The 21,621-nt window shown below is 72.6% G+C and carries 19 protein-coding genes; 10 read left to right on the forward strand and 9 right to left on the reverse strand.

Translation table 11 applies throughout. The features are described 5' to 3' along the window. The first annotated feature begins 2 nt into the window (after positions 1 to 2). A complete protein-coding gene (locus tag ACIPUC_RS25960; RefSeq protein WP_446592528.1) occupies positions 3 to 1,202 on the forward strand; it encodes an acyl-CoA dehydrogenase family protein in 1,200 nt (399 codons plus the stop codon). After that, positions 1,199 to 2,266: a Zn-dependent alcohol dehydrogenase gene (locus tag ACIPUC_RS25965; protein ID WP_446592529.1), complete on the forward strand. Its 1,068-nt coding sequence runs from the start codon at positions 1,199 to 1,201 to the stop codon at positions 2,264 to 2,266. Before ACIPUC_RS25960 ends, ACIPUC_RS25965 begins: the two co-directional genes overlap by 4 nt. Here the strand turns inward: ACIPUC_RS25965 and ACIPUC_RS25970 are convergent. After that, complete coding sequence (locus tag ACIPUC_RS25970; RefSeq protein ID WP_446592672.1) at positions 2,256 to 2,885, reverse strand: flavin reductase family protein; 630 nt, start codon at positions 2,883 to 2,885, stop codon at positions 2,256 to 2,258. The genes ACIPUC_RS25965 and ACIPUC_RS25970 overlap by 11 nt on opposite strands. A 257-nt stretch (positions 2,886 to 3,142) precedes the next feature. Here ACIPUC_RS25970 and ACIPUC_RS25975 point away from each other — a divergent pair, with 257 nt between their 5' ends. The 3 genes from ACIPUC_RS25975 to ACIPUC_RS25985 all read left to right on the forward strand — a co-directional run bounded on the left by ACIPUC_RS25975 (position 3,143) and on the right by ACIPUC_RS25985 (position 5,644). After that, positions 3,143 to 3,967, forward strand: coding sequence for a hypothetical protein (locus ACIPUC_RS25975; protein ID WP_446592531.1), 825 nt, complete (start codon positions 3,143 to 3,145; stop codon positions 3,965 to 3,967). Between the two features lie 10 nt (positions 3,968 to 3,977). Next, positions 3,978 to 4,715: a hypothetical protein gene (locus ACIPUC_RS25980; RefSeq protein WP_446592532.1), complete on the forward strand. Its 738-nt coding sequence runs from the start codon at positions 3,978 to 3,980 to the stop codon at positions 4,713 to 4,715. Positions 4,716 to 4,849: 134 nt separating this feature from the next. Beyond that, positions 4,850 to 5,644 (forward strand): VOC family protein, encoded by a 795-nt coding sequence (locus ACIPUC_RS25985; RefSeq protein ID WP_446592533.1) that lies wholly within the window; start codon positions 4,850 to 4,852, stop codon positions 5,642 to 5,644. 14 nt (positions 5,645 to 5,658) lie between these two features. Here ACIPUC_RS25985 and ACIPUC_RS25990 read toward each other — a convergent pair whose 3' ends face one another. From ACIPUC_RS25990 to ACIPUC_RS26000, 3 genes are all read right to left on the reverse strand, one after another. Next, complete coding sequence (locus ACIPUC_RS25990) at positions 5,659 to 6,462, reverse strand: enoyl-CoA hydratase/isomerase family protein (protein WP_446592535.1); 804 nt, start codon at positions 6,460 to 6,462, stop codon at positions 5,659 to 5,661. Between the two features lie 237 nt (positions 6,463 to 6,699). Next, positions 6,700 to 8,934: an acetate--CoA ligase family protein gene (locus tag ACIPUC_RS25995; RefSeq protein ID WP_446592537.1), complete on the reverse strand. Its 2,235-nt coding sequence runs from the start codon at positions 8,932 to 8,934 to the stop codon at positions 6,700 to 6,702. 182 nt (positions 8,935 to 9,116) lie between these two features. Beyond that, a complete protein-coding gene (locus ACIPUC_RS26000) occupies positions 9,117 to 10,298 on the reverse strand; it encodes a flavin-containing monooxygenase (protein WP_446592539.1) in 1,182 nt (393 codons plus the stop codon). A 154-nt stretch (positions 10,299 to 10,452) separates the two neighbouring features. Here ACIPUC_RS26000 and ACIPUC_RS26005 point away from each other — a divergent pair, with 154 nt between their 5' ends. Next, positions 10,453 to 10,905: a DoxX family protein gene (locus ACIPUC_RS26005; protein ID WP_446592540.1), complete on the forward strand. Its 453-nt coding sequence runs from the start codon at positions 10,453 to 10,455 to the stop codon at positions 10,903 to 10,905. Continuing rightward, positions 10,902 to 11,318 (forward strand): Zn-ribbon domain-containing OB-fold protein, encoded by a 417-nt coding sequence (locus ACIPUC_RS26010; RefSeq protein ID WP_446592541.1) that lies wholly within the window; start codon positions 10,902 to 10,904, stop codon positions 11,316 to 11,318. The genes ACIPUC_RS26005 and ACIPUC_RS26010 overlap by 4 nt, the downstream gene beginning before the upstream one ends. Before the next feature lie 3 nt (positions 11,319 to 11,321). Here ACIPUC_RS26010 and ACIPUC_RS26015 read toward each other — a convergent pair whose 3' ends face one another. The 4 genes from ACIPUC_RS26015 to ACIPUC_RS26030 all read right to left on the reverse strand — a co-directional run bounded on the left by ACIPUC_RS26015 (position 11,322) and on the right by ACIPUC_RS26030 (position 17,855). Continuing rightward, entirely contained in the window at positions 11,322 to 11,996 is a 675-nt protein-coding gene (locus tag ACIPUC_RS26015) for a pyridoxine/pyridoxamine 5'-phosphate oxidase (RefSeq protein WP_446592543.1), read from the reverse strand. Positions 11,997 to 12,005: 9 nt separating this feature from the next. After that, entirely contained in the window at positions 12,006 to 16,190 is a 4,185-nt protein-coding gene (locus ACIPUC_RS26020; protein WP_446592544.1) for an nSTAND1 domain-containing NTPase, read from the reverse strand. A 4-nt stretch (positions 16,191 to 16,194) separates the two neighbouring features. Then, positions 16,195 to 16,542 carry a CU044_2847 family protein gene (locus ACIPUC_RS26025; RefSeq protein WP_446592546.1) on the reverse strand — a complete coding sequence of 116 codons (348 nt, stop codon included), beginning with the start codon at positions 16,540 to 16,542 and terminating at the stop codon, positions 16,195 to 16,197. Positions 16,543 to 16,655: 113 nt separating this feature from the next. Further along, positions 16,656 to 17,855: an acetyl-CoA acetyltransferase gene (locus ACIPUC_RS26030; protein ID WP_446592548.1), complete on the reverse strand. Its 1,200-nt coding sequence runs from the start codon at positions 17,853 to 17,855 to the stop codon at positions 16,656 to 16,658. 117 nt (positions 17,856 to 17,972) lie between these two features. Here ACIPUC_RS26030 and ACIPUC_RS26035 point away from each other — a divergent pair, with 117 nt between their 5' ends. After that, the gene (locus ACIPUC_RS26035) at positions 17,973 to 19,211 is read left to right on the forward strand and encodes an acyl-CoA dehydrogenase family protein (protein ID WP_446592549.1); all 1,239 of its coding nucleotides are present in this window, start codon (positions 17,973 to 17,975) and stop codon (positions 19,209 to 19,211) included. Beyond that, a complete protein-coding gene (locus ACIPUC_RS26040) occupies positions 19,211 to 19,693 on the forward strand; it encodes a nitroreductase family deazaflavin-dependent oxidoreductase (RefSeq protein ID WP_446592550.1) in 483 nt (160 codons plus the stop codon). The genes ACIPUC_RS26035 and ACIPUC_RS26040 overlap by 1 nt, the downstream gene beginning before the upstream one ends. 60 nt (positions 19,694 to 19,753) lie before the next feature. On the opposite strand, the gene ACIPUC_RS26045 is transcribed toward ACIPUC_RS26040, so the two are convergent. After that, complete coding sequence (locus ACIPUC_RS26045) at positions 19,754 to 20,401, reverse strand: TetR family transcriptional regulator (RefSeq protein ID WP_446592551.1); 648 nt, start codon at positions 20,399 to 20,401, stop codon at positions 19,754 to 19,756. A 325-nt stretch (positions 20,402 to 20,726) separates the two neighbouring features. Between ACIPUC_RS26045 and ACIPUC_RS26050 the strand changes: the two genes are divergently transcribed. Continuing rightward, positions 20,727 to 21,521, forward strand: coding sequence for a VOC family protein (locus ACIPUC_RS26050; RefSeq protein ID WP_446592553.1), 795 nt, complete (start codon positions 20,727 to 20,729; stop codon positions 21,519 to 21,521). The last annotated feature ends 100 nt before the right edge of the window (positions 21,522 to 21,621 follow it).

Here is a 21,621-nt window from a genome sequence, read left to right on the forward strand (position 1 = left end):
GCGTGGATTTCGACTTCGGGGCCGAGGACGAGGAGCTGCGCGGGCGTGCCCGCGCGTGGCTGGCGGAGCACCTCGTGGGCCCGTACGCGCAGGCCCGGGGACTCGGCGGGCCGGGCAGCGAGCACGAGGGGATCGGCGCACGGCGGGCATGGGAGCGCGAGCTGGGCCGCGGAGGCTGGATCGGGCAGGGCTGGGAGGCCGAGGGGTACGGGAACCGCCGGCTCTCCCTGACCGGGCAGGTGGTGTGGGCCGAGGAGTACGCGGCGCTGCGCGCGCCCGGCCGGGTCGGCCACATCGGGGAGAACCTCCTCGCGCCGACGCTCCTCGCGTACGGCACCCGGGAGCAGCGGGACCGCTTCCTGCCCGGCATCGCCCGCGGCGAGGAGCTGTGGTGCCAGGGGTACAGCGAGCCGGGCGCCGGCTCCGACCTCGCGGGGATCCGTACGACCGCCGTACGGGACGCTGCCGACGGGCTGTTCCGGGTCACCGGGCAGAAGATCTGGACCTCGCTGGCCCGGGACGCCGACTGGTGCTTCGTCCTGGCCCGCACCGGTCCGGGCTCCCGGCGCCACCGGGGGCTGTCGTTCCTGCTCGTACGGATGGACCAGCCGGGGCGGATCGAGGTGCGGCCGATCCGGCAGATGTCGGGGACCTCGGAGTTCAACGAGGTCTTCTTCGACGGCGCGGTGGCCGCCGAGGTCGTCGGCGCCGAGGGCGACGGCTGGACCGTGGCCATGGGGCTGCTCGCCCTCGAGCGGGGGGTCTCGACCCTCGTCCAGCAGATCGGCTTCGCGGCGGAACTGGAGCGGGTACTGGCGGCGTACGCGGCGTCGGGCGCTGCGGACCCGGTCGTGCGGGAGCGCCTCGTACGGCAGTGGGCGCAGCTGCGCACGATGCGGTGGAACGCCCTGCGGACGCTCGGCTCCGCCGACGCCGGTGACGCCGGCGCCCCGAGCGTGGCCAAGCTGCTGTGGGGCGGATGGCACCGGCGGCTCGGCGAGCTGGCGGTGGAGGTCCGGGGCGCGCTGGCCGCGGCCGGGCCGGAGGACTGGGCGCCCGGGCTCCCGTACGAGCTCGGACTCGACGAGGCGCAGCGGCTCTTCCTGTTCACCCGCGCCGACACGATCTACGGCGGCTCGGACGAGATCCAGCGCAACATCATCGCCGAGCGGGTGCTCGGCCTGCCTAAGGAGTCCAGGTGAGAGGCGTCGTATTCGACGGCAAGCAGGCCCAGGTGGTCGACGACCTGGAGATCCGCGACCCGGGGCCGGGAGAGGTACTGGTCGCGATACGGGCGGCCGGGCTGTGCCACAGTGACCTGTCGGTGATCGACGGGACGATTCCGTTCCCGCCGCCGGTGGTGCTCGGGCACGAGGGCGCGGGGGTGGTCGAGGCGGTCGGCGCGGGGGTCGCGCACGTGGCGCCCGGCGACCACGTGGCGCTGTCCACGCTCGCCAACTGCGGGGCGTGCGCGGACTGCGACCGGGGCCGGCCGACGATGTGCCGGAAGGCGATCGGGATGCCCGGGCAGCCGTTCACGCGGGGCGGGAAGCCTCTGTTCCAGTTCGCCTCCAACTCGGCCTTCGCGGAGCGGACGATCGTCAAGGCCGTGCAGGCGGTGAAGATCCCCGCCGACATCCCGCTGACCTCGGCGGCCCTGATCGGCTGCGGGGTGCTGACGGGCGTGGGCGCGGTGCTGAACCGGGCGAAGGTCGACCGCGGCGAGTCGGTGGTCGTGATCGGCACCGGGGGGATCGGGCTGAACGTGCTCCAGGGGGCCAGGATCGCGGGGGCCACGACGATCGTGGCGGTCGACGCGAACCCGGCGAAGGAGGCGGTGGCCCGGCAGTTCGGGGCCACCCACTTCATCGACGCCTCGGCGGTCCCGGATTCCACGGCGGCGGTGAAGGAGGTCCTGCCCGCCGGCGCGGACCACGCCTTCGAGTGCGTGGGCAGCGTGAAGCTGATCCGCCAGGCCATCGACCTCCTCGACCGGCACGGTCAGGCCGTCCTGCTCGGCGTGCCCGGTTTCGCGGAGGAGGCCTCGTTCCTCGTCTCGTCCATGTACCTGGACAAGACGATCATGGGATGCCGGTACGGGTCCTCGCGTCCGCAGCGCGACATCGCCCTGTACGCCGAGCTCTACCGGCAGGGCCGGCTGCTGCTGGACGAGCTGGTGACGGAGGTCTACCCGGTGGAGGACTTCGCCAAGGCCGCGGACGACGCCCACCACGGCCGGGTGGCGCGCGGGGTGCTCACGTTCTGACGGACGCGGGCGGGCGGCCGAAGCGGCCCTTGTGGAAGAGGAGCGGGTCGCCCTCGCCCGCCGCGCCCATGGCCACGACCCGCCCGACCACGATCAGGTGGTCGCCGCCGGTGTGGACGGCGTGGATCCGGCAGTCGATCCAGGCGGGGACGGCGCCGAGCTGCGGGGACCCGGTGACGGGGGCCGGGGTGTGGGTCACCCCGGCGAACTTGTCCGCGCCGCTGACGGCGAAGGAGCGGCACAGCTCGCCCTGGTCGGCCCCGAGGATGTTCACGCAGAACACCCCGGCGCGGGCGATCCGCGGCCAGGTGGTCGACGTACGGGCCACCATGAAGGTGACCAGGGGCGGGTCGAGGGACAGCGAGGCGAAGGACTGGCAGGCGAAGCCGGCCGGGCCCTCCTCGTCCTCGCCGGGCGGCGCGGTGACGACGGTGACCCCGCTGGCGAAGTTCCCGAGCACGGCCCGGAATTCGGCGGGCGACACCGGCGCGCGCTCGTCCTCGCCGACGGCCCGCAGATCGGGGCGCGGCAGGGCGTCGACGGGCTCGGGCCCCGGCTCCGGCGCGGCGGAGGTGGGGGAGCCGACTGACCTGAGGTATCGGACGACGGTGGCCGCCATCCCTGCGTGTCCCATCACATGCACGATTGAACCTGACGGTTCGTCAGATGGGAAGGGAGATACGTGCCCCCGGGTGACCGAACGCGCCTGGATCGCCCTGCCGGGATCCGGTGACGGTGGGGGCCGTCGGCGCGTCGTGGTCCTTCTCTGCTGGTCAACGCCCTTGTGACAAAGGAGACATGACCCTCCGTCATGCGTCCGCGGGCGCGTGTGTACAGTCTTCGCCAACGACAAGGACGTCGCGGGCTGGAGTGGGCATGGCGAACGGTTTTCGCAACCGGGCCGAGCGGGTCGCACTGGGTGCCATGGCGATGGCGGGCGTCGGGGTCCTGCTCGCCGACCTCCTCGGATGGCTCGACAAGATGGCCCCCGGGGGCACGCTCCCGAAGATCACGCTGCTCATCCTGAGCACGGTCACCCTCTTCCTCCTCATGGAGTTCGACCGCCTGAAGGTGCTCGACACCATGAACGCGCAGGTCTCCAGGCTCGACATCGACGGCATAGAGGGCCAGTTGCGGCGCGAGCGCTACGACGGCGTCACCAGGGTGCACCCGAACTTTCCCCAGGCGGCCTTCATCGAGCTGCTGCAGAACGCCCGGTGGGAGGTGTCCATCCTGCAGACCTGGATACCCAACCTCGAGCAGCTGAAGAGCGAGTTGACGAGCGCCATCACGGAACGGCGGGCAGAGGTGCGCATCCTGCTGCTGCACCCGTCGTCCCTGGTGGCGGACCTGCGTGACCGGGCGTTGCAGGTGGGAGCGCCCGGCCGGGGGGTGGACGTGAGGGGGAGCCTGGACATCCTCAAGTCCGTCTACGACGACGTTCCGGCGGAGCTCCGGCACAGGCTCCAGGTGCGGGTGTACAACTCCCTCCCGTCGATCGCCGTGTACAAGGCCGACGATCGGTACCTCGTCAGCTCGTTCCTGCACGGCCGGCTCGCCATCCAGTCCACCCAGCTCGAGATCGACGGGTGCGAGACGGCGATGGGCCGGGAAGTCCAAGGGGAGATGGACAAGTTGTGGGGCATCGGCCGCGATGTCGATCTCCGTGACTGGCAAAGATCAATCGACACCATGAATTAGAGGTAACGCCGTGCAAGAACTGGACCGGTTCGAGGACGAACTGATCGCGCAGTACAGGCACCACCCGGTACTGGCGAACATCGCGCTGCTCTCGGACGAGGACTTCGCCGGGGTCCTCCTCCAGCGGCGCTTCCTCTCCCTCGCGTTCACCCCGGCCTACGACCTGGCGATCGACCTCCTGCGCGACGAGGAGGGGCTGCGGATCGCCCGGGTCATCCTGCGCGAGGAGTATCCGGACAGCCACGGGATGCGGTCCCACCGCGAGGACATGACGGCGGACATGTACCGGCTCGGCGTCTCCCGGGAGGCGCTCGTCCACACGAGGCCGACCCCGGCGACGAAGCGGGCCATCGACGCCACCTTCGACATGATCGCGGACGCTGGCACCCGCGAGGACGCCGACCTGCGGGTGCTGGCCATCCTGCGCTTCTGGGGCGAGATCCTGGTCTCCGTCGAGTACGGGCGGCTGTGGGAGCGCATGGAACCCCTGCTCACACAGGACGGGCAGAACATCTCCAGCTTCTACTACCCGCACCACTTCCACGACGCGAAGAGCCAGAAGCTCGCGACCGCGGACCTGCTCGGTACGTCCCACGCCGACCGCCTGGCCACCCGGGTGTCGGCGTTCCTCGGCAACGGGGGCGAGGGGGCGGCCGACTCCTTCAGGGAAATGGAGCAGCGCTCCCTCCAGATCAAGGCGGCCTTCTACGACCAGTTCCTGCCGGCGCTGGAGCGCGTCGGAATCTGAGGCGGCCGGCAGGCCCCCCTTTGCTCCGTACGGGTGGAACCCCCGCCCGCCGGGGGTCCGTACGCCCGCCGGCGCGCGGGGGCTCGGCATCGTGGCCGGCGGACCCGTACCGCCGGACCCGTAGGAGGCACTTGATGCTCGGCACCGACTTCCGTACCGGATCACCCAACTGGATCGACCTCGGAAGTCCCGACACCGACGCGGCCGCCGCGTTCTACGGTGCCGTCTTCGGCTGGAACTTCGTCTCCGCCGGGCCCGAGGCGGGCGGGTACGGCTTCTGGCAGGTCGGCGGGAAGACCGTCGCCGCGCTGGGCCCGCTCACCGAGGAGGGGGCGACGTCCGCCTGGATGGTCCACTTCAAGAGCGCCGACGTCCAGGCCACCGCCGAGGCCGTCCGGGCCGGGGGCGGGCAGGTGCGGATGGAGCCCATGGACGTCATGGGGGAGGGCTGGCTCGCGCAGTTCACCGACCCGCAGGGTGCGGAGTTCGCGACCTGGCAGCCGGGCAAGACCGGCGGGCTGGGGCTGGTCTCCGCCGAGAACACCCTGCTGTGGGTGGAGCTCCACGTACCCGACCCGGTCGCGGCCGTCGCCTTCTACTACAGGGTGTTCGGGTGGCGGCACGAGGAGATGGAGGCGCCCGGGATGACGTACCGGGTGCTGAGCACCGCCGACGGCGACAAGAAGGAGACCTCCTTCGGCGGGATCGCGGAACAGGGCGAGGGCGCGGGCGGTGGATCGGCCATGGTGCCGCGCTGGGTTCCGTACTTCCACGTGGCCGACGTGGACGCCACCGTCTCGAAGGTCGAGGGGAACGGCGGTGCGGTGATGATGCCGGCGGCGGACGTGCCGGACGTCGGCCGGATCGCGTGGGCCTCCGACCCGGCGGGTGCCGTGTTCGCGCTGTTGAAGCCGAGCGCCCAGATGTAGCCGCCGGCCGGCGGTCAGCGGCCGGTGTACTTGGGCGTGCGGCGCTCCACGAAGCTCGCCACGCCCTCGTTCGCGTCGGCCGTGCCCATGTTGATCTCCTGGGCGGTGGCCTCGGCGGCCAGTGCAGCCGCCCGGTCGCCGTCCAGGGAGGCGTTGACCAGCTGCTTCGCCAGGGCGAGGGCCCGGGTGGGGCCCTGGGCGAGGCGCTCCGCCCAGTCGCGGGCGGCGGCCTGCAGCTCCTCGGCCGGGACCACCTTGTTGACCAGCCCGAGGCGTTCGGCCTCGGCGGCGGGGACGGCGTCGCCGAAGAAGATCAGCTCCTTGGCCTTCTGCGGGCCGATCAGGCGGGGCAGCAGGTACGCGCCCCCGCCGTCGGGGACCAGGCCGCGGCGGACGAACACCTCGATGAACCGGGCCTCTTCGGCGGCGATCACCAGGTCGCAGGCGAGGGCGAGATGGGCGCCGATGCCGGCGGCGGTGCCGTTGACTGCGGCGATGACCGGCTTCTCGCAGTCGAGGACCGCGGTGACCAGGCGCTGCGCGCCGCGGCGGATCATGCGGGCGACGTCGCCTGCGACGCGCTCGGTGTCGGCCCGGGCCGGTGCGCCGCGGAGGTCTGCGCCCGCGCAGAAGCCCTTGCCGGCGGCCGTGATGACGACGGCACGGACGTCCGGGTCGGCGGAGGCGGCTTCGAGCAGCGCGATGACGCGTTCGCGCTGGTCCCAGGTGACGGCGTTCATGGCCTCGGGCCGGTTGAGGGTGATCCAGCAGACGCCGCCGTCCGTGCGGTGCAGGATCGTGTCCGAAGCCTCGGTCATGGGCGAACTCCCGTTCGGGGTGGGGGCGGATGGTCGGGTGCGGGCGCGCTTCCCGGGCTCTGCCCGGACCCGCGCCTCAATCGCCGGCGGGGCTGGGCTGTGCCTTGGCGGGCTGGTGGCCAGCCGTACCTGGTGGCCAGCCGTACCTGGTGGGCGGCATCAGGTGAAATCAAGCCTCGCCGGCGTTTGAGGCGCGGGGGTTCGGGGGCGGAGCCCTGACAACGGGGGCGCGCCCGGTCAGCGGCAGATGGCCAGGGCGTCCAGGGCCACCGCCCCCTGCCCCCGCGGGAGGACCATCAGGGGGTTGATGTCCAGCTCGGACAGCTCGTCGCCCAGTTCCAGCGCCATCCGCTGGATCCGCAGGATGACCTCCACCAGCGCGTCGACGTCGGCCGGGGGTGCTCCCCGTACGCCCTCCAGCAGCGCGGCCCCCCGCAGTTCGGTGAGCATCGCGCGGGCCTGGTTCTCCCCGAAGGGCGGCACGCGCACCGCCGCGTCGTGCAGGACCTCCACCAGGACCCCGCCCAGCCCCACCGTGACGGTCGGCCCGAAGAGGTCGTCCTGGGTGACGCCGACGACCATTTCCACGCCGCGTTCGACCATCTGGCAGACCAGGATGCCGTCCAGCGGGACGTTCTCGTAGCGGGCTATGTCGGTGAGCTCGCGGTACGCGTCGCGGATCTGGCTGGCCGAGGTCAGGCCGATCTTGACCAGGCCCAGTTCCGTCTTGTGGCCCAGCTGCGGGCCCGAGGCCTTCATGACCACCGGATAGCCGACCAGGCCCGCCGCGCGGACGGCGGCCGCCGCGCTCGTGACGAGCTGCTCGCGCGGCACCCGGATCCCGTACGCCCTCAGCAGCTGCTTCGCCGCGTGCTCGCTGAGCTGCTGCCCGGGCCGCATCAGGGCCTGCGCCTTGCGGTACGAGGGCGAGGGCGTGCGGGGGGCCTCGTCGAAGGGGGAGCGGTAGCCGGTGGTGAAGCGGTGGTGGCCGAGGTAGGCGCGGACGGCGGTGATGCAGTTGCCGAAGGTGCGGAAGGTGGCCACGCGCGAGGAGCCCAGCAGAACGTTCCGGTACGCGTCCTCCGTGCCGACCGGGGAGCCCCAGATCACGCAGATCAGCTTGTCGCTCTGCTCGGCCGCGTCCACCAGGTCCTGGGCGAGTTTGTCGCTCATCGGGGGGAAGGGGCCGGTGATCGGGCAGATCAGGACCCCCACCGACGGGTCGGCGAGGATCGCGTCGATGATCTTTCGGCCGCGCCAGTCGCCGACCGGGTGGCCGCCGTTGTCGACGGGGTTGGCGACGTTCAGGTACGCGGGGATCCACTGGTGGAGCTCGTCCTGCTTGGCCCGGGAGAGGGCCGGCAGGCTGAGCCCGGCCTCCGTCGCCAGGTCGGAGAAGTGGGCTCCGGTGCCACCGGAGATGGAGTACACGACGACGCCGTCGGCCTTGGGCCTGCGGGCCCGGGCGAGCAGGGCGGCGGTGTCCTGGAGCTCGTCCAGCCCGTCCACCCGTATGACGCCGAATTGGCGCATGGCGGCGTCCACGACGGTGTCCGCGCCGGTCAGCTTCCCGGTGTGGGAGGCGGCCATCCGGGCGCCGGTCTCGGTGCGGCCGACCTTGACGGCGACGACCGGTACCCCGTTGCGCGCCGCCCGGTCGGCGGCGAGCAGGAAGGACCGGCCGTCCTTGAGGCCCTCCACGTAGCAGGCGATGGCACCGACCTCGGGCTGCTCGGCGAAGTAGGAGATGAAGTCGGAGGTTTCCAGGTCGGCCTCGTTGCCGGTCGGCGCCCAGTGGGAGAGGCGGATGCCCAGCTCCTGGAGGGTGTAGACGGGCCGCCCCTGGTGGCCGGACTGGGTGATCAGCGCGATGGCCGGGCCGTCGAGGTCCTCGCGGAACTCCTCGAAGGCGTTGAGGTTCGTGTTGGGCCCCAGCAGGCGCAGGCCCGAGCGGCCGACGGCGGCCGTCAGGCGGGCCTGGGCGGCGGCTCCCGCCTCCCCGGTCTCGGCGAAGCCGGAGGCGAAGGCGACGGCGAACTTCACCTTGGTCTCGGCGAGTTCCTCGATGACGGGGAGCGGGTCGGCGACGAGGAGGACGGCGAGGTCCACCTGTTCGGGCAGGGCGGCGACCGAGGCCACGCAGGGCAGGCCGAAGACGCTCTCGCGGGTCGGGTGCACCGGGTGGACGCGTGCGCCGACGCGCTGCGCCCAGGCGATGAGCTGGCGGGTGATGCCGGTGTTCGCTCTGCCCTCGGCGTCCGAGGCGCCGATGACGGCGACCGACTCGGGCCGGAAGAACCGGTCCAGGTCGGGGACGTCGGAGTGCAGGGGCCGTCCGCTGACGTCCAGGGCGACCGCGTCCTCGGCGGAGGGCGGCGCAGAGGAGTGGACGGCCGTTCTGGGGGACTCCCCGCAGGCCTCGACACGTGCGCGGAAGTCGGTGGTGAGGGTGCCGTGAGTAGATCCAAGCATCGTTCCGCCCGCTCCTGCTCGATGAACCTCGATGGAACTCGATAACTGACGTGTAGTCAGATTACTGAACTGACGTGCCGTCAGGAACAGGGCTGCGCAGGAAAGGTGGTGGAGGTGGTGTGTGGAACGGTGTCAGATCCCCTCGGGGGCGGTCCAGAGTGCCATTCCGGCCGGATCGGGCCTCAGGCGCGGGCGGCGCGCAGCCCGCGCTGCACGGCCCGGGCGATCTCCTCGGCGTCCCGGGCCATCTCCCGGAACATCCCGCTGATGGGGTTGGAGAAGCCGGTGAAGTACAGGCCGGGGGCCTGTGCGGAGGTGCGGGCGCCGTGCGTACGGGGCCGCCCGCGCTCGTCGAGCACGCCGTCCAGCCCGCCCACCAGGCCCTCCAGGGCGCGGCGGTATCCGGTCGCCGAGACCACCGCGTCCGGGGCGATCCGCGAGCCGTCCGCGAGCACCACCTCCGCGCCGTCGAAGCCCTCCACGGCGGCCACGGGCTCCACCCGCCCCGCGCGGACCGCGTCGATCAGGCCGACGTCCTGGACCGGGATCGCCCCCTCCTTGACCCTGCTGTACAGGCCGGTGGCGGGCCGCGGGAGCCCGTACGCCGACAGGTCGGGGACCGACGCCTTGGCGACGAGCGCGCCCAGCCGGTCCACGAGGGACACGGGCAGCCGGCGTACGAGGATCCCCGTGCGCTGGGCCGGCCAGCCGGCGGTGGAGCGGCGCACGATGTGCGGGGCCGTGCGGACGGCGAGCCGCACCCGGGCGGCGCCGCCCTCGGCGAGGTCGACGGCTATCTCGGCGCCGGTGTTCCCGACGCCGACGACCAGGACGTCGCGGCCCGCGTACGGCCCCGGGGCGCGGTAGTCGGCGGCGTGCAGCAGCTGCCCGCTGTACGTGTCCCGGCCGGGCCAGTCGGGGAGCCTGGGCGTGTGGTTGTAGCCGGTGGCGACGACCACGGCCGCGGCGGTGAGCACCCGCCCGCCGGTGGCGTGCAGGGTCCAGCCGCCGTTCCCGTCGGTCTCCAGGCGGGTGACCTCGACGCCCGTGACGATCTCCAGCTCGTGGAACTCGGCGTACTTCTCCAGGTAGCGCACCACGTCGTCGCGCGAGACCCACCGGCCGAAGCGGCGCGGCATGGGCAGGCCGGGGAGCGCCGAGAGCCGGCGCGTGGTGTGCAGGTGCAGCCGGTCGTAGTGCCGCCGCCAGGACGCGCCGACCTCGTCGGACTTCTCGACGACCACGGCGCGGACCCCGCGGGCGCGCAGCGCGGCGGCGGCGGCGAGGCCGCCGGGACCGCCGCCGATGACGTACACGGGGCGGGGCTGGGTGGTCATGTCGGGTGCTGCGGGGACTCCTGGCATGAGGTGTGATCGTATCGCCACGCTGAGTTGATGGGTCTCGGTCGGGCGGGGAATCGATTGCGGATCGATCACGGACGGCCGGACTCTTGCGGGATCGCCCCGGATCCGCTGGACTGACGTACCGTCAGACAAGAAGAAGGGGTGGGGGCTGCCGATGCAGACCGTCTGGCTCAGTGGGGCCGAATGGCTCGCCGTGCTCCGGATAGGCCTCGGCCTGTGGTGGCTGGAGAGCTGGCGGCACAAGGACAAGAAGGGCTGGTTCGAGCGCGGCACCGGCATCGCCTGGGCCGCCGACATCGCGGGCAAGCACCGCTGGACCTTCGTCAAGGGCGGCTTCGAGCTGGTCGTGAAACCGCGGCCCAAGATGATGGCGTACATCGTCGTCTACGCGGAACTCGCCCTCGGGCTCGGCCTCGTGCTCGGCTTCCTGACCCCGGTCGCGCTGGTGGGCGGGCTGCTGCTGAACCTGATCTACCTGGTGCTGATGATCCACGACTGGGCGGAGCAGGGCCAGAACGCGATGATGGCGCTCATCTCGCTGGTCGCCCTGACGGCCATGTCCTGGCAGACCTGGTCCCTCGACGCGGCGATCGGACTGTTCCCGTGAACGACGTGCGCTACGACCTCCCGGAGGCGGACGGGTTCACCCGCCCCTACTGGGACGCGGCGGCCGAGGGCCGGCTGCTGCTGCGCCGCTGCGCGGACTGCGGGCGGGCGCACCACTACCCGCGGGAGTTCTGCCCGTTCTGCTGGGCGGGCGAGGACCGGGTGGCGTGGGAGGCGGCGAGCGGCCGCGCGACCCTCTACACCTGGTCGGTGATCCACCGCAACGACCTCCCGCCCTTCGGCACGCGCGTCCCGTACACGGCGGCGGTCGTCGACCTGGCGGAGGGCCCGCGGATGATGACGGAGGTCGTCGCCTGCCCCGCGCCGGACCTCCGCATCGGCATGCCGTTGACGGTCGCCTTCCGCGAGGCCGCGCAGGGCCTGCACGTCCCGGTCTTCGAACCGGCGGCCTAGGCCTCAGGGCCAGAGGAGCTCGCGCACCCACGCCCCGGCCGGGTCGCGCCGGTACCGCAGCCGTACGTGCCGGCGCGCGGCGTCGCCCTGGAAGAACTCGACCTCGTCCGCGTCCAGCACGTACCGCGTCCAGGTCGGTGCCGGGGCGTCCGGCTCGGCACCGGCCCGCTCCCAGGCGTCCGCGGAGGCGCGTACGAGCTCCTCGCGCGAGCCGAGCACCTCGCTCTGGCGGCCCGTGAGCGCGGCGGCGAGGGCCCCGCGCGAGCGGACCGCCAGGTCCGCCCGGCTCTCCCGCGGCCCGCACGCGCCGACCCGGCCCCGGACGCGCACCTGGCGCCCCACGGCGGGCCAGTAGAAGGCGAGCGCGGCCGCCGGCTGCCCGGCCAGCTGCACCCCCTTGGCGCTGGTGGCGTGCGAGGCGAAGTGCCAGCCGCGCTCGTCGGCGTCGTGCAGCATCAGGACGCGCACGTCGGGCCGCCCCGCGCCGTCCACGGTCGCCAGACTCACGACGTGCGGCTCCACCTGCCCCGCCGAGACGGCCTGCACGAACCACTCCCGAAACAGCCCGAGCGGCTCCCCGGGCGCACCCTCGGCATCGAAGCCGGGAAGCGGAACGTCCCACACGCGCAGGGAGTGCAGGGCGGCACGGAACTCGTCGGCGCTCGTCTCGCTCGTCATGCCGCGAGCCTAGCCCTGGGCCGGGACGGCGCTTTCGCGGGTGGGGCAGACGGGGTCGGGCGACTGGCCCGGCAGGTACGCCGCCCGCTCCTCCGGGGTCAGGTCGCGGTTGACGGTCTCGCAGATCTTCTCGATCGCGGCAGCAGGCTCCGGGAGGGTGAGGTCCCACAGCCTCACGGTCGTGTCCGCACTGCTGGAGGCGAGGGTGTTTCCCACCGGGCTGAACGCCACCCAGTACACCGCGTCGGGGTGGCCGGCCAGTGTGGCACGGCCCTTGCCGGTGGCCACGTCCCACAGCCGCACGGTGAGGTCGAGACTGCCGCTGGCGAGGGTGCGTCCGTCCGGGCTGAACGCCACCGAGTACACCCGGTCGGTGTGGCCGAGGAGGGTGGTGCGGGTCTTGCCGGTGGCCACGTCCCACAGCCGGACGGTGTAGTCGTCGCTCGCCGTGGCGAGGGTGCGCCCGTCCGGGCTGAACGCCACCGACCAGACCGCGTCGGTATGGCCGTTCAGGGTGGTGCGCTCCGTGCCGCTGGCGACGTCCCACAGCCGTACGGTCTTGTCGTGACTGCACGTGGCCATGGTCCGCCCGTCCGGGCTGAAGGCCACCGAGTCCACGGTGTCCTCGTGTCCGGTCAGCATGTCACGCTCGGCGCCGGTGGCGGTGTCCCACAGCCGCACGGTCGCGTCGCGGCTCGCGGTGGCGAGCAGGTGCCCGTTCGGGCTGAACGCCACCGAGTACACCTCGTCGGTATGGCCGTGCAGGGGGGCGCGGGACGTGCCGGTGGCGACGTCCCACAGCCGTACGGTCTTGTCGAGACTGCCGCTGGCGAGGGTGCGTCCGTCTGGGCTGAACGCCACCGAGTACACCTCGTCGGTATGGCCCTTCAAGGGGGCGCGGGGCTTGCCGGTGGCGGTGTCCCACAGCCGTACGGTCTTGTCGCCGCTGCCGGTGGCGAGGGTGCGCCCGTCCGGGCTGTACGCCACCGACCAGACGGGCCCGGTGTGGCTGGTCAGAGTGGCGCGGGCCCTGCCGGTGGCGGTGTCCCACAGCCTTACGCTCTTGTCGGTGCCGGCGGTGGCGAGGATGTGCCCGTTCGGGCTGAAGGCCACAGCACCCACCTCGCCGGTGTGGCCGGTCAGGGTAGTGCGCGGGGTGCCGGTGGCGACGTCCCACAGCCATACGGAATGGTCGCTGCTGCCGGAGGCGAGGGTGCGTCCGTCCGGGCTGAACGCCACGGCCACCACGGCAGCGGAGTGCCCGGTCAAGGGGGAGCGGCTCTGGCCGGTGGCGGTGTCCCACAGCCGCACGCTGAAGTCCCAGCTGCCGCTGGCGAGGGTGCGTCCGTTCGGGCTGAACGCCACCGCGTACACGGTGTCGGTGTGGCCGCTCAGGGTGGTGCGCGGGGTCCCGTCGGAGGCGTTCCACAGCCGTACGGTGTTTCCGCTCGCGGTGGCGAGCGTCCGTCCGTTCGGGCTGAACGCCAGCGAGGTCACGGCGCCGACGCGCCCGGTCAGAATGGTGCGAGTCTTGCCGGTGTCGGTGTCCCACAGCCGTACGGTCCTGTCGTCGCCGCCCGTGGCGAGGGTGCGTCCGTCCGGGCTGAACGCCGCCGAGGTCACGGGCTCGGTGTGGCCGGTCAGCTTGGCGCGCTCCGTGCGGGTGGCGATGTCCCACAGCCGTACGGTTTCGTCCCAACTGCCGCTGGCGAGGGTGCGTCCGTTCGGACTGAACGTCACCGAGGTCACCATGTCGGTGTGGCCGGCGAGGATCTCGCGGGTCTTGCCGGTCGCGGTGTCCCACAGCCGTACGGTCTTGTCGCCGCTGCCGCTGGCGAGCGTGTGTCCGTCCGGGCTGAACGCCACCGAATGGACCCAGGAGCCGTGGCCGGACAGGCGCTTCTTCAGGGGGGAGGCGGCGGCGTTGCGCAGGCTCGCCTCGGACTCGGGCGTGTGGCTGGTCCGGTAGGCGTGGATGGCCAGCAGTGAAGCAAGGTCGGGGTTTCCGTTGAGGAGGGGGCCCGACTGCGCGGCGAGCTGACGGGACAGGGCTTCCTGTCGCTCCTCGCCGACCGTGTGCCACTGCCAGACGGCTCCTCCCGCGGCGATGAGTGCGAGGGCGAGCAAGGCGGCCAGGATCATGTTGAGGCGTTTGCTGCGCCGGGTGTGGGCCTGCTTGCGGTTCTCGCTGGTGGTGAGGAAGGCGGAGATCTCGCCCGGCAGCCGGCGCTGGCGTGACCACTCGAGGCCTTCCGCGAGGGCTGTTCCGCCGAGCAGGTCTCCGGGGTGGTTCCCTTCCGCCCAGCGGGCCTGTCGTACGCGGGTGTGGTCGAGCCACTCCTGGAAGCGGTGGTCCTGGCCGACCCATTCGCGCAGGGTCGGCCAGTCGCGGATGAGCGCGTCGTGGATCAGCTCGGCCACCGGCACCGCGGGAGGGGCGTTGCGGAGCAGGGAGACGCGGGGTGTGTGGGTGGTGATGATGCGATGACGGGTGAGGGCGGCCAGCACCTCGTCGATGTCCTCGCCGCTGTCGGGCCCCCCGCTGACGTCCGCGGCCAGTTCGCGCAGCTCTTGCAGGGGCACCTGCTCGCGCACGGCGGGGACGTTGCGGTCGGGGTCGGCGGAGTGCACCAGAGAGGTCAGGATGCGCTGTGCGATGGGCCGGTGGCCGGGGGGAAGCTGGTCCAGGGCGGTGTCGCACCACGTGGTCAGGCTGCCGGTGACTCCGCCGATCCGCCGGTAGGCGTCGTGGGTGAGGTACCCGTCGTGGCGCCTCTGCCACAGCTGGCTGAGCGTCAGCTCCAGGAGGGGCAGCACGGTGACCGGTGCACTGAGGCCCGTGGCTCCCTGGGGGCTGATGGCGAGGACGTCGATGGTGATCTGCTCGGGCAGCGCCTGCTCGAAGTGGGCGCCCGCGTTCTGGGCGGGCAGCGTGATGACCTCGTGCAGGTCGTGCTGGCTCAGGGTGCCCGGCATGTTGAGGAGTCCGGGCATCGCGGCTTCCAGCAGCTTGGGGGCCAGGGCCGCCTGCTGGGGGTAGAAGTCGTCGCGCATGATCAGGATCACGCTGAGCCTGCCGTGTTCTCTGACCGCCGTGGTGATCTGGTCCGTGGCGGCCAGGCGGCGCTGGACCTGTCTGCGGCCGGACGGCAGGGTGAGGAGCTCCTCGAACTGGTCGATGATCAGGATGACGCGCTCGCAGTCCGGTTCGGCCGCGAGTTTGCGGGTGACCGCTGTGGCGAGTCCCTCCTGTACGGCCCCGGGCAGTCCGCCGCGTTCGAGTTCGTCCAGCAGGTTCTGCCTCGGCCTGACGATCACGGGCAGCCACCGGTCACTGCCGGGCAGCCCGCCCGCCGCCAGTGCGGGGAGGACACCGGCCTGGATCAAGGAGGATTTGCCCGAGCCGGAGGGGCCGAGCAGCAGGGTGACCCGATGCTCGGCCAGGTTCGCCAGTACCTGCCGCACCGCGTCCTTGCGGCCCTCGAACCACCGGGCGTGCTCCGCGGTGAACGGCTCGAGCCCGCGGTAGGGGCAGATGTCCAGCTCGGTCAGCTCGGGCCAGATGTCCCGGAGCACCTCCGTGGGGGTGACGTAGGCGATCCCCTGCCCGCGCTCGTGTTCGTCGGGGGCGGTGATCTCGGTGAGCATGCCGATGACCAGGCCGGTGACTTCGTTGACGACCGGCCCGCCGCTGAACCCGGTGGTCAGGTCGTTCGCGTCGGTCAACTGGAGATGGACGCCCCTGCTCCCGGTGGGCGGCAGCAGGTCCCCGGCCGAGCCGTAGCCGTAGTGACCGCCCGGCGGGGCCTGGGCCGGGAAGCCGAACGAGCGCACCCGGTGACCCCCGCAGCCCGCCGCCGCACCCAGCGCCAGCGGCGCCGGCCGGCTCGGCGCTCCGCTCAGCCGCACCAGGGCCACGTCTTCGGCCTCCGGGTCACGCCACGCCTCGTCCAGGACGAGTCCCTCCGCCCCGGGCGCGCCCTCCAGGTGGGGGAAGAGCAGCCGCACCCTCGCGCCGGGCCCGCTGCCGGCGGCGCGTATGACGTGCGCGCAGGTGGCCAGGATGCCGTCGGCGATCAGGAAACCGGCGCCGGCCACCTCGTCGTCCGGTCCGAGGATCTGCGCGACGGCGAGGGGCAGCCCGGTGGTGCGGTCACTGCCCGGGCCGTTGCCGTTCCTTCCGGTGACGTCCACGGGATCATTCCCCGTGCCCGCCCGCACCGGGACGGCCGCGATTCTCCTTCGTCCACGTCATGGTGACCTTCAGATGGGAGTTGAGGCTGCTCTTGGTGATCACGGCTCCGGCCTCGACCGCCAGGTCGACGCCGAACTCGATCGTGATCGCGTCGGGGCCGGCCTTGCGCAGCTGGTCGAGCGTGGCGCGCGCCGCCTCGGCGACCGAGCCGAGGGCCTCTTGCAGATTTCCCGGCAGCTCGCGGATGGCGTCGCCGACCCGCCCTGCCTTCACCGGTCCCTGAGCCGGGGCCGAAGCCTCCACCAGGAGGGAGCCCCCGCCCTCGAGTGGGATCCGAGCCAGATGTGTCACGGCTCCTCCTCGCCGAGGAAGTCCGCCGCCTCTTTTGATGGTCGTCCCATCCGGTGCATGCCGCATCCGGAGGCCGGCGCCGTGGGGGCCGGGGTGACGGTGCCGTGACGGGGTCAGCCCCGGCCCAGGATCACCGTCCCCGACGAGCAGAACCAGCCGCCGGTGCCCGAGGCCAGGGCCACCTCCGGGAGGCGGCCGCCGCGTTTCACGACCTGTCCGGCGCCGGCCTCGCCGCGGAGCTGGCGGACCGCCTCGACCAGGAGGAACAGGCCGCGCATCCCCGGGTGGCAGGCCGAGAGGCCGCCGCCGTCCGTGTTGACCGGGAGTTCCCCGTCGCGCAGCAGCCGGCCCTTCTCCACGAAGGCGCCGCCCTCGCCCTTCGCGCAGAAGCCGAGGTCCTCCAGGGTCACCAGGGTCATGTACGTGAAGGCGTCGTAGATCTCGGCCACGTCCACGTCCGCCGGGGTCAGGCCCGCCCGTTCGAACGCGATGCGGCCCGAGACCGCCGCGGGGGACACCGTGAAGTCCTCCCACTCCGACATGGCGGTGTGGGAGACGGACGTGCCGGAGCCCAGGATCCACACCGGGGCCTTGGCCGTGTCCGGGACGAAGTCCTCCGCCGCCAGGAGCACCGCGCAGCCGCCGTCCGAGCGGATGCAGCAGTTCAGCTTCGTGAAGGGGTCCGCGATCATCTCGGAGGACAGGACGTCCTCCACCGTCAGCGGCTCGCGGAACATCGCGTCCGGGTTCGTCGCCGCGTTCGCCCGTGCCTGCACGGCCACCGAAGCGAGCTGCTCCAGCGTCGTCCCGTACTCGTGCATGTGGCGGCGGGCGGCCATCGCGTACTTGGAGATCAGCGTGTGGCCGTACGGCACCTCGAACTGCAGCGGCCCCCGCGCCCCGAAGGAGAGGTTCGAGGTGCGCCGGCGGGCCTTGATGTCGGCGCGGGCCGTGGACCCGTAGACCAGCAGCACGGCGTTGGCGTGCCCGGCCGCGATCGCGTCCGCCGCGTGGGCCGCCATGACCTCCCAGGTCGAGCCGCCCACCGAGGTGGAGTCGACCCAGGTGGGGCGCAGGCCCAGGTACTCGGCCACCTCGACCGGCGCGAGCGTGCCGAGGCCGGCCGAGGCGAAGCCGTCGATGACGGAGCGGTCGAGGCCGGAGTCGGCCAGGGCGCGCCGGGCGGCCTGCCCGTGCAGGGCGTACGGGGTGGGGCCGTCGACCCGACCGCAGTCGGAGAGCGCGACGCCGACCACCGCGACCCTCCGGCGCGGGCGGGCGGAGGGCGAGGGCGCGGGTGTGAGTCCAGGCATGCCGAGACGGTACAGCTGACGGATCGTCAGTTTCTAGCCCCTCGCGCCCTCCCCCTGTGCATCTGCCGCCGCCCGACCTAACATGACGCCCCGTCAGTTACGGGGAGGAGCCCGACGATGGATGCCGCCTTCACCGCGGAGCAGGACGAGATACGCCGTACCCTGCGCGAGATCCTGGGCAAACGCTGCGGCCCCGACGAGGTCAAGGCCGCCGTCCGCACCCATGCCGGATACGACCGCGAGCTGTGGGAGCAGCTCGCCCAGCGGCTCGGGCTGCCCGGCCTCGCCGTCGCCGAGGAGTACGGGGGCGTCGGCTGCGCCCCCGCCGACCTGGCGCTGGCCTGCGAGGAGACCGGGCGGGTGCTGCTGCCCTCCCCGCTGCTCGCCACCGCCGCGCTCTGCGTTCCGCTGATCACCGCCCTCGGCAGCACCGCCCAGCGCTCCGCGCTGCTCCCGCCGCTGGCCGCGGGAGGACTCACCGCCGCCCTCGCCGTCCCCGGCCCGGCACTGGCCACCGCCCTCGCGCTGACCGGCGACAACGCCGCCGGCCCGTGGTCCGGCGGCGGCCGCGCGGGCGGGGTCCAGGCCCGCGCCGCCGCCGGAGCGGACGGCGGCTGGCGGCTGTACGGGGAGGCCGCCCAGGTGCTCGACGGGCACAGTGCCTCACTGCTGCTGGTCGCCGCGCACACCGGCGGCTTCGCCCGCAGCCGCACCCTCCTCTTCCTCGTACGGCAGGAGGCACCCGGCCTCGTAAGGCAACGGCAGACCACCCTGGACGAGACCCGCCCCCAGGCCCGGATCCAACTGCGTGATGTGCCGGCCGAGTTGCTGGGCGCCGAACAGGACGACGTGCTCGAGGCCCTGGCCGCCACCGGCCGCACCGCCGCCGCCGTCCTCGCCGCCGAGGCGGTCGGCGCCGCCGGCCAGGCGCTCGCCCGCACCGTGGAGTACGTGTGCCGGCGCGAGCAGTTCGGCCGGGCGATCGGCTCCTTCCAGGCGGTCAAGCACCGCCTCGCCGACCTCTACGTGCAGGTGGAGGCGGCCCGCTCGGCGGCCTACTACGCCGCCTGGGACCCCCGGCAGGGCGGCCTCGCGCTCGCCCAGGCCCTGGAGGCACTGCGCACTGCCGCGGGCGAGGCGATCCAGCTGCACGGCGGCATCGGCTTCACCTGGGAGCACGACGCGCACCTCTACTTCAAGCGGGCGGCGGCCGACGAGCTGCTGTTCGGCCCGGTCCACCGGCTGCGGGCGCACGCCGCGGACCGCGCGGGGCTGTTCCCCCCGTCCGCCGCACCCCCATGCGCACCCCCGTGCGCACCCGCATCCGCGCCCGTATCCGAGAAGGTGGCCGTCTGATGGCTCGCGTGGCCCCCGGCGTCAAGCTCATGCAGAAGGTCTCCTCGACCAGGCTGTTCGCCAAGATCGCACCGCACTTCATCCCCGCGATGGACAAGGCGGTGCACAAACTGACCCGCGGCAAGGTCATGCTCAGCGCCCGGATGCTGCCGGGCGTGGTCCTCACCGCCAAGGGCGCCAAGACCGGCGAGCCGCGCACCACCCCGCTCGCCTGCATGCCCGAGGAGGACGGGGTGAGCTGGCTGCTCATCGGCTCCAACTTCGGCCGGCCCGGGCACCCGGCGTGGACCGGGAACCTGCTCAAGCACCCGGACGCGTCCGTGAGTTGGAAGGGCCAGGACATCGCCGTACGGGCCCGGCTGCTGGCGGGCGAGGAACGTGCGGCGGCATGGCGGGCGGTGCTGGGGTTCTGGCCGCCCTACGCGACGTACCAGGCGCGCATCGAGCGCGAGATCAGGCTGTTCCGCCTGGAGCGCCGCTGATCACAGGCGTGTGCGGGGGACATCGGTGCCGGGGCGGCGGACCCTCTCCAGGGCCCGCCGTCACTTGGTCGGCTTCTTGCCCGTGATGCCGAGGTGGACGAGCAGCGCCAGATTCGGCTTGAGCTCGGTCTGCTTGACGCCCCAGGTCGTGAACCCCTTCTGGTGCGAGGCGACCGCGGCCAGCATCGCGACCAGCGAACCGGCCATCGCCGCGGGGCTGATGTCCTTGTCGACCTTGCCCTTGGCCTGGAGCTCCTTCATCGACTCCGTGAGGGAGTTGGTGACGGAGTTGAGGATCTTCATGCGGATCTTGTAGAACCGCTTGTCGCCCTCGGCCGCGCCGAGGTCGACGACCCGCAGGATCGCGTCGTTGCGACGCCAGAAGTCCAGGAAGCCTTCGACGAGTTCCTCGGCGGCGGCCCAGCCGGACTTGCCCACCCAGGTGCGGCCCTCGACGAGCTGCGTCAACTGCGCGCCCTCGGTGGCCATTTCCTCGGCGATCTCCAGGACGGCGCCCTCGACGTCCGGGAAGTACTGGTAGAAGGTCGCGGGGGAGGTACCGGCCTTGCGCGCGACGTCGATCACCTTGACGTCGCGGTACGGCGAGGAGCTGAGCATCTCGCTGAGGCAGTCGAGCAGCTTCTGCCGCGTCGCCTGGCCGCGCCGGCCGGCGACACGCCCGTCGACGGTGCGTACTTGTCCTGTCATGCCGTCAGCTTACCGAGGGGTGATCGGCGCGCTATTCGGCCGCCTGCAAATGGGGTTACGGGGTCCCTGGCCTGGGCTGGAGCCCGTCCGGCCCGGCCGCGGGGGCGGAATCCGGCCGGATCCCCGGCGGGGCCCGGCCCGGGCCCCGGCCGATCCCGGGAAGGCCCCCCGCCGGGGCGGGTCGCCCGCTTCCTCTGCGTTTCCCCCGAATAGTCTTATCAACAGGCTGTGGACAAGTTTTCGGGCGGACCATGGCTGGGAGAGGTGGGATGCGCGGGAGACGTGGGACGGTACACACCCCCGCACAACGGAAGGAACCGGGCTCATGGCCGCATTCGCGGAAGGCGCACCCTGCTGGGTGGACGCCTCACTTCCGGACGTCGAGGCGGGCAAGCGCTTCTACGGTGAGCTCTTCGGGTGGACCTTCGGGGACAGCGCGGGCGCCGAGTACGGCCACTACACCCAGGCCTACAGCCGCGGCCGCAACGTCGCCGCCCTCGCCCCCAAGCCCGACGGCCGGATGCCCACCGTATGGGGGATCTACCTCTACACCACCGACGCCTACGCCTGCGCCCAGCGCATCCGCGCCGCCGGCGGCCAGATGGTGATGGACCCCATGCCGGTCGGCCCGTACGGGACCGCCGCGATGGCCGCCGACCCCGGCGGCGCCGTCTTCGGCCTCTGGCAGCCCGGCACCCACCACGGCTTCGAAGCCCAGAGGGAGCCGTACACGTACTGCTGGAGCGAGGTCTACACCCGCGCCCGCGACGCCGTGGACGCCTTCTACGCCAAGGTCTTCGGCTACGTCCCGGAGGACCAGAACGACGCCGGCGTCGAGTACCGCGTCTGGTCCCCGCCCGGCAGCGCGCCCGGCAGCGACACCGCCGTCCTCGGCCGCAGCCTGATCACCGACGCCTTCCCGGAGATCATGCCCGCGCACTTCCTCGCCTACTTCGCCGTCCCCGACTGCGACCAGTCCGTCGCGATGGTGCAGCGGCTCGGCGGCCGCGTCACCGCCGAGCCCTTCGACACGCCGTACGGGCGCATCGCCGTCGTCGCCGACAATCAGGGGGCGGTCTTCGGGCTCCTCTCGGAACCCCGGACGAGGCTGCCGGCCTAGCGGGCGCGGCGGGCAGTGGGCTATCCCACCCCCGTACGCCTCGCCGTGCCGGGGCCGGACCGGGCGCGGGCCTGACAGAATCGGGGTTGCGCGACCGGGC

It is taken from the genome of Streptomyces sp. LARHCF249 (assembly GCF_052871255.1).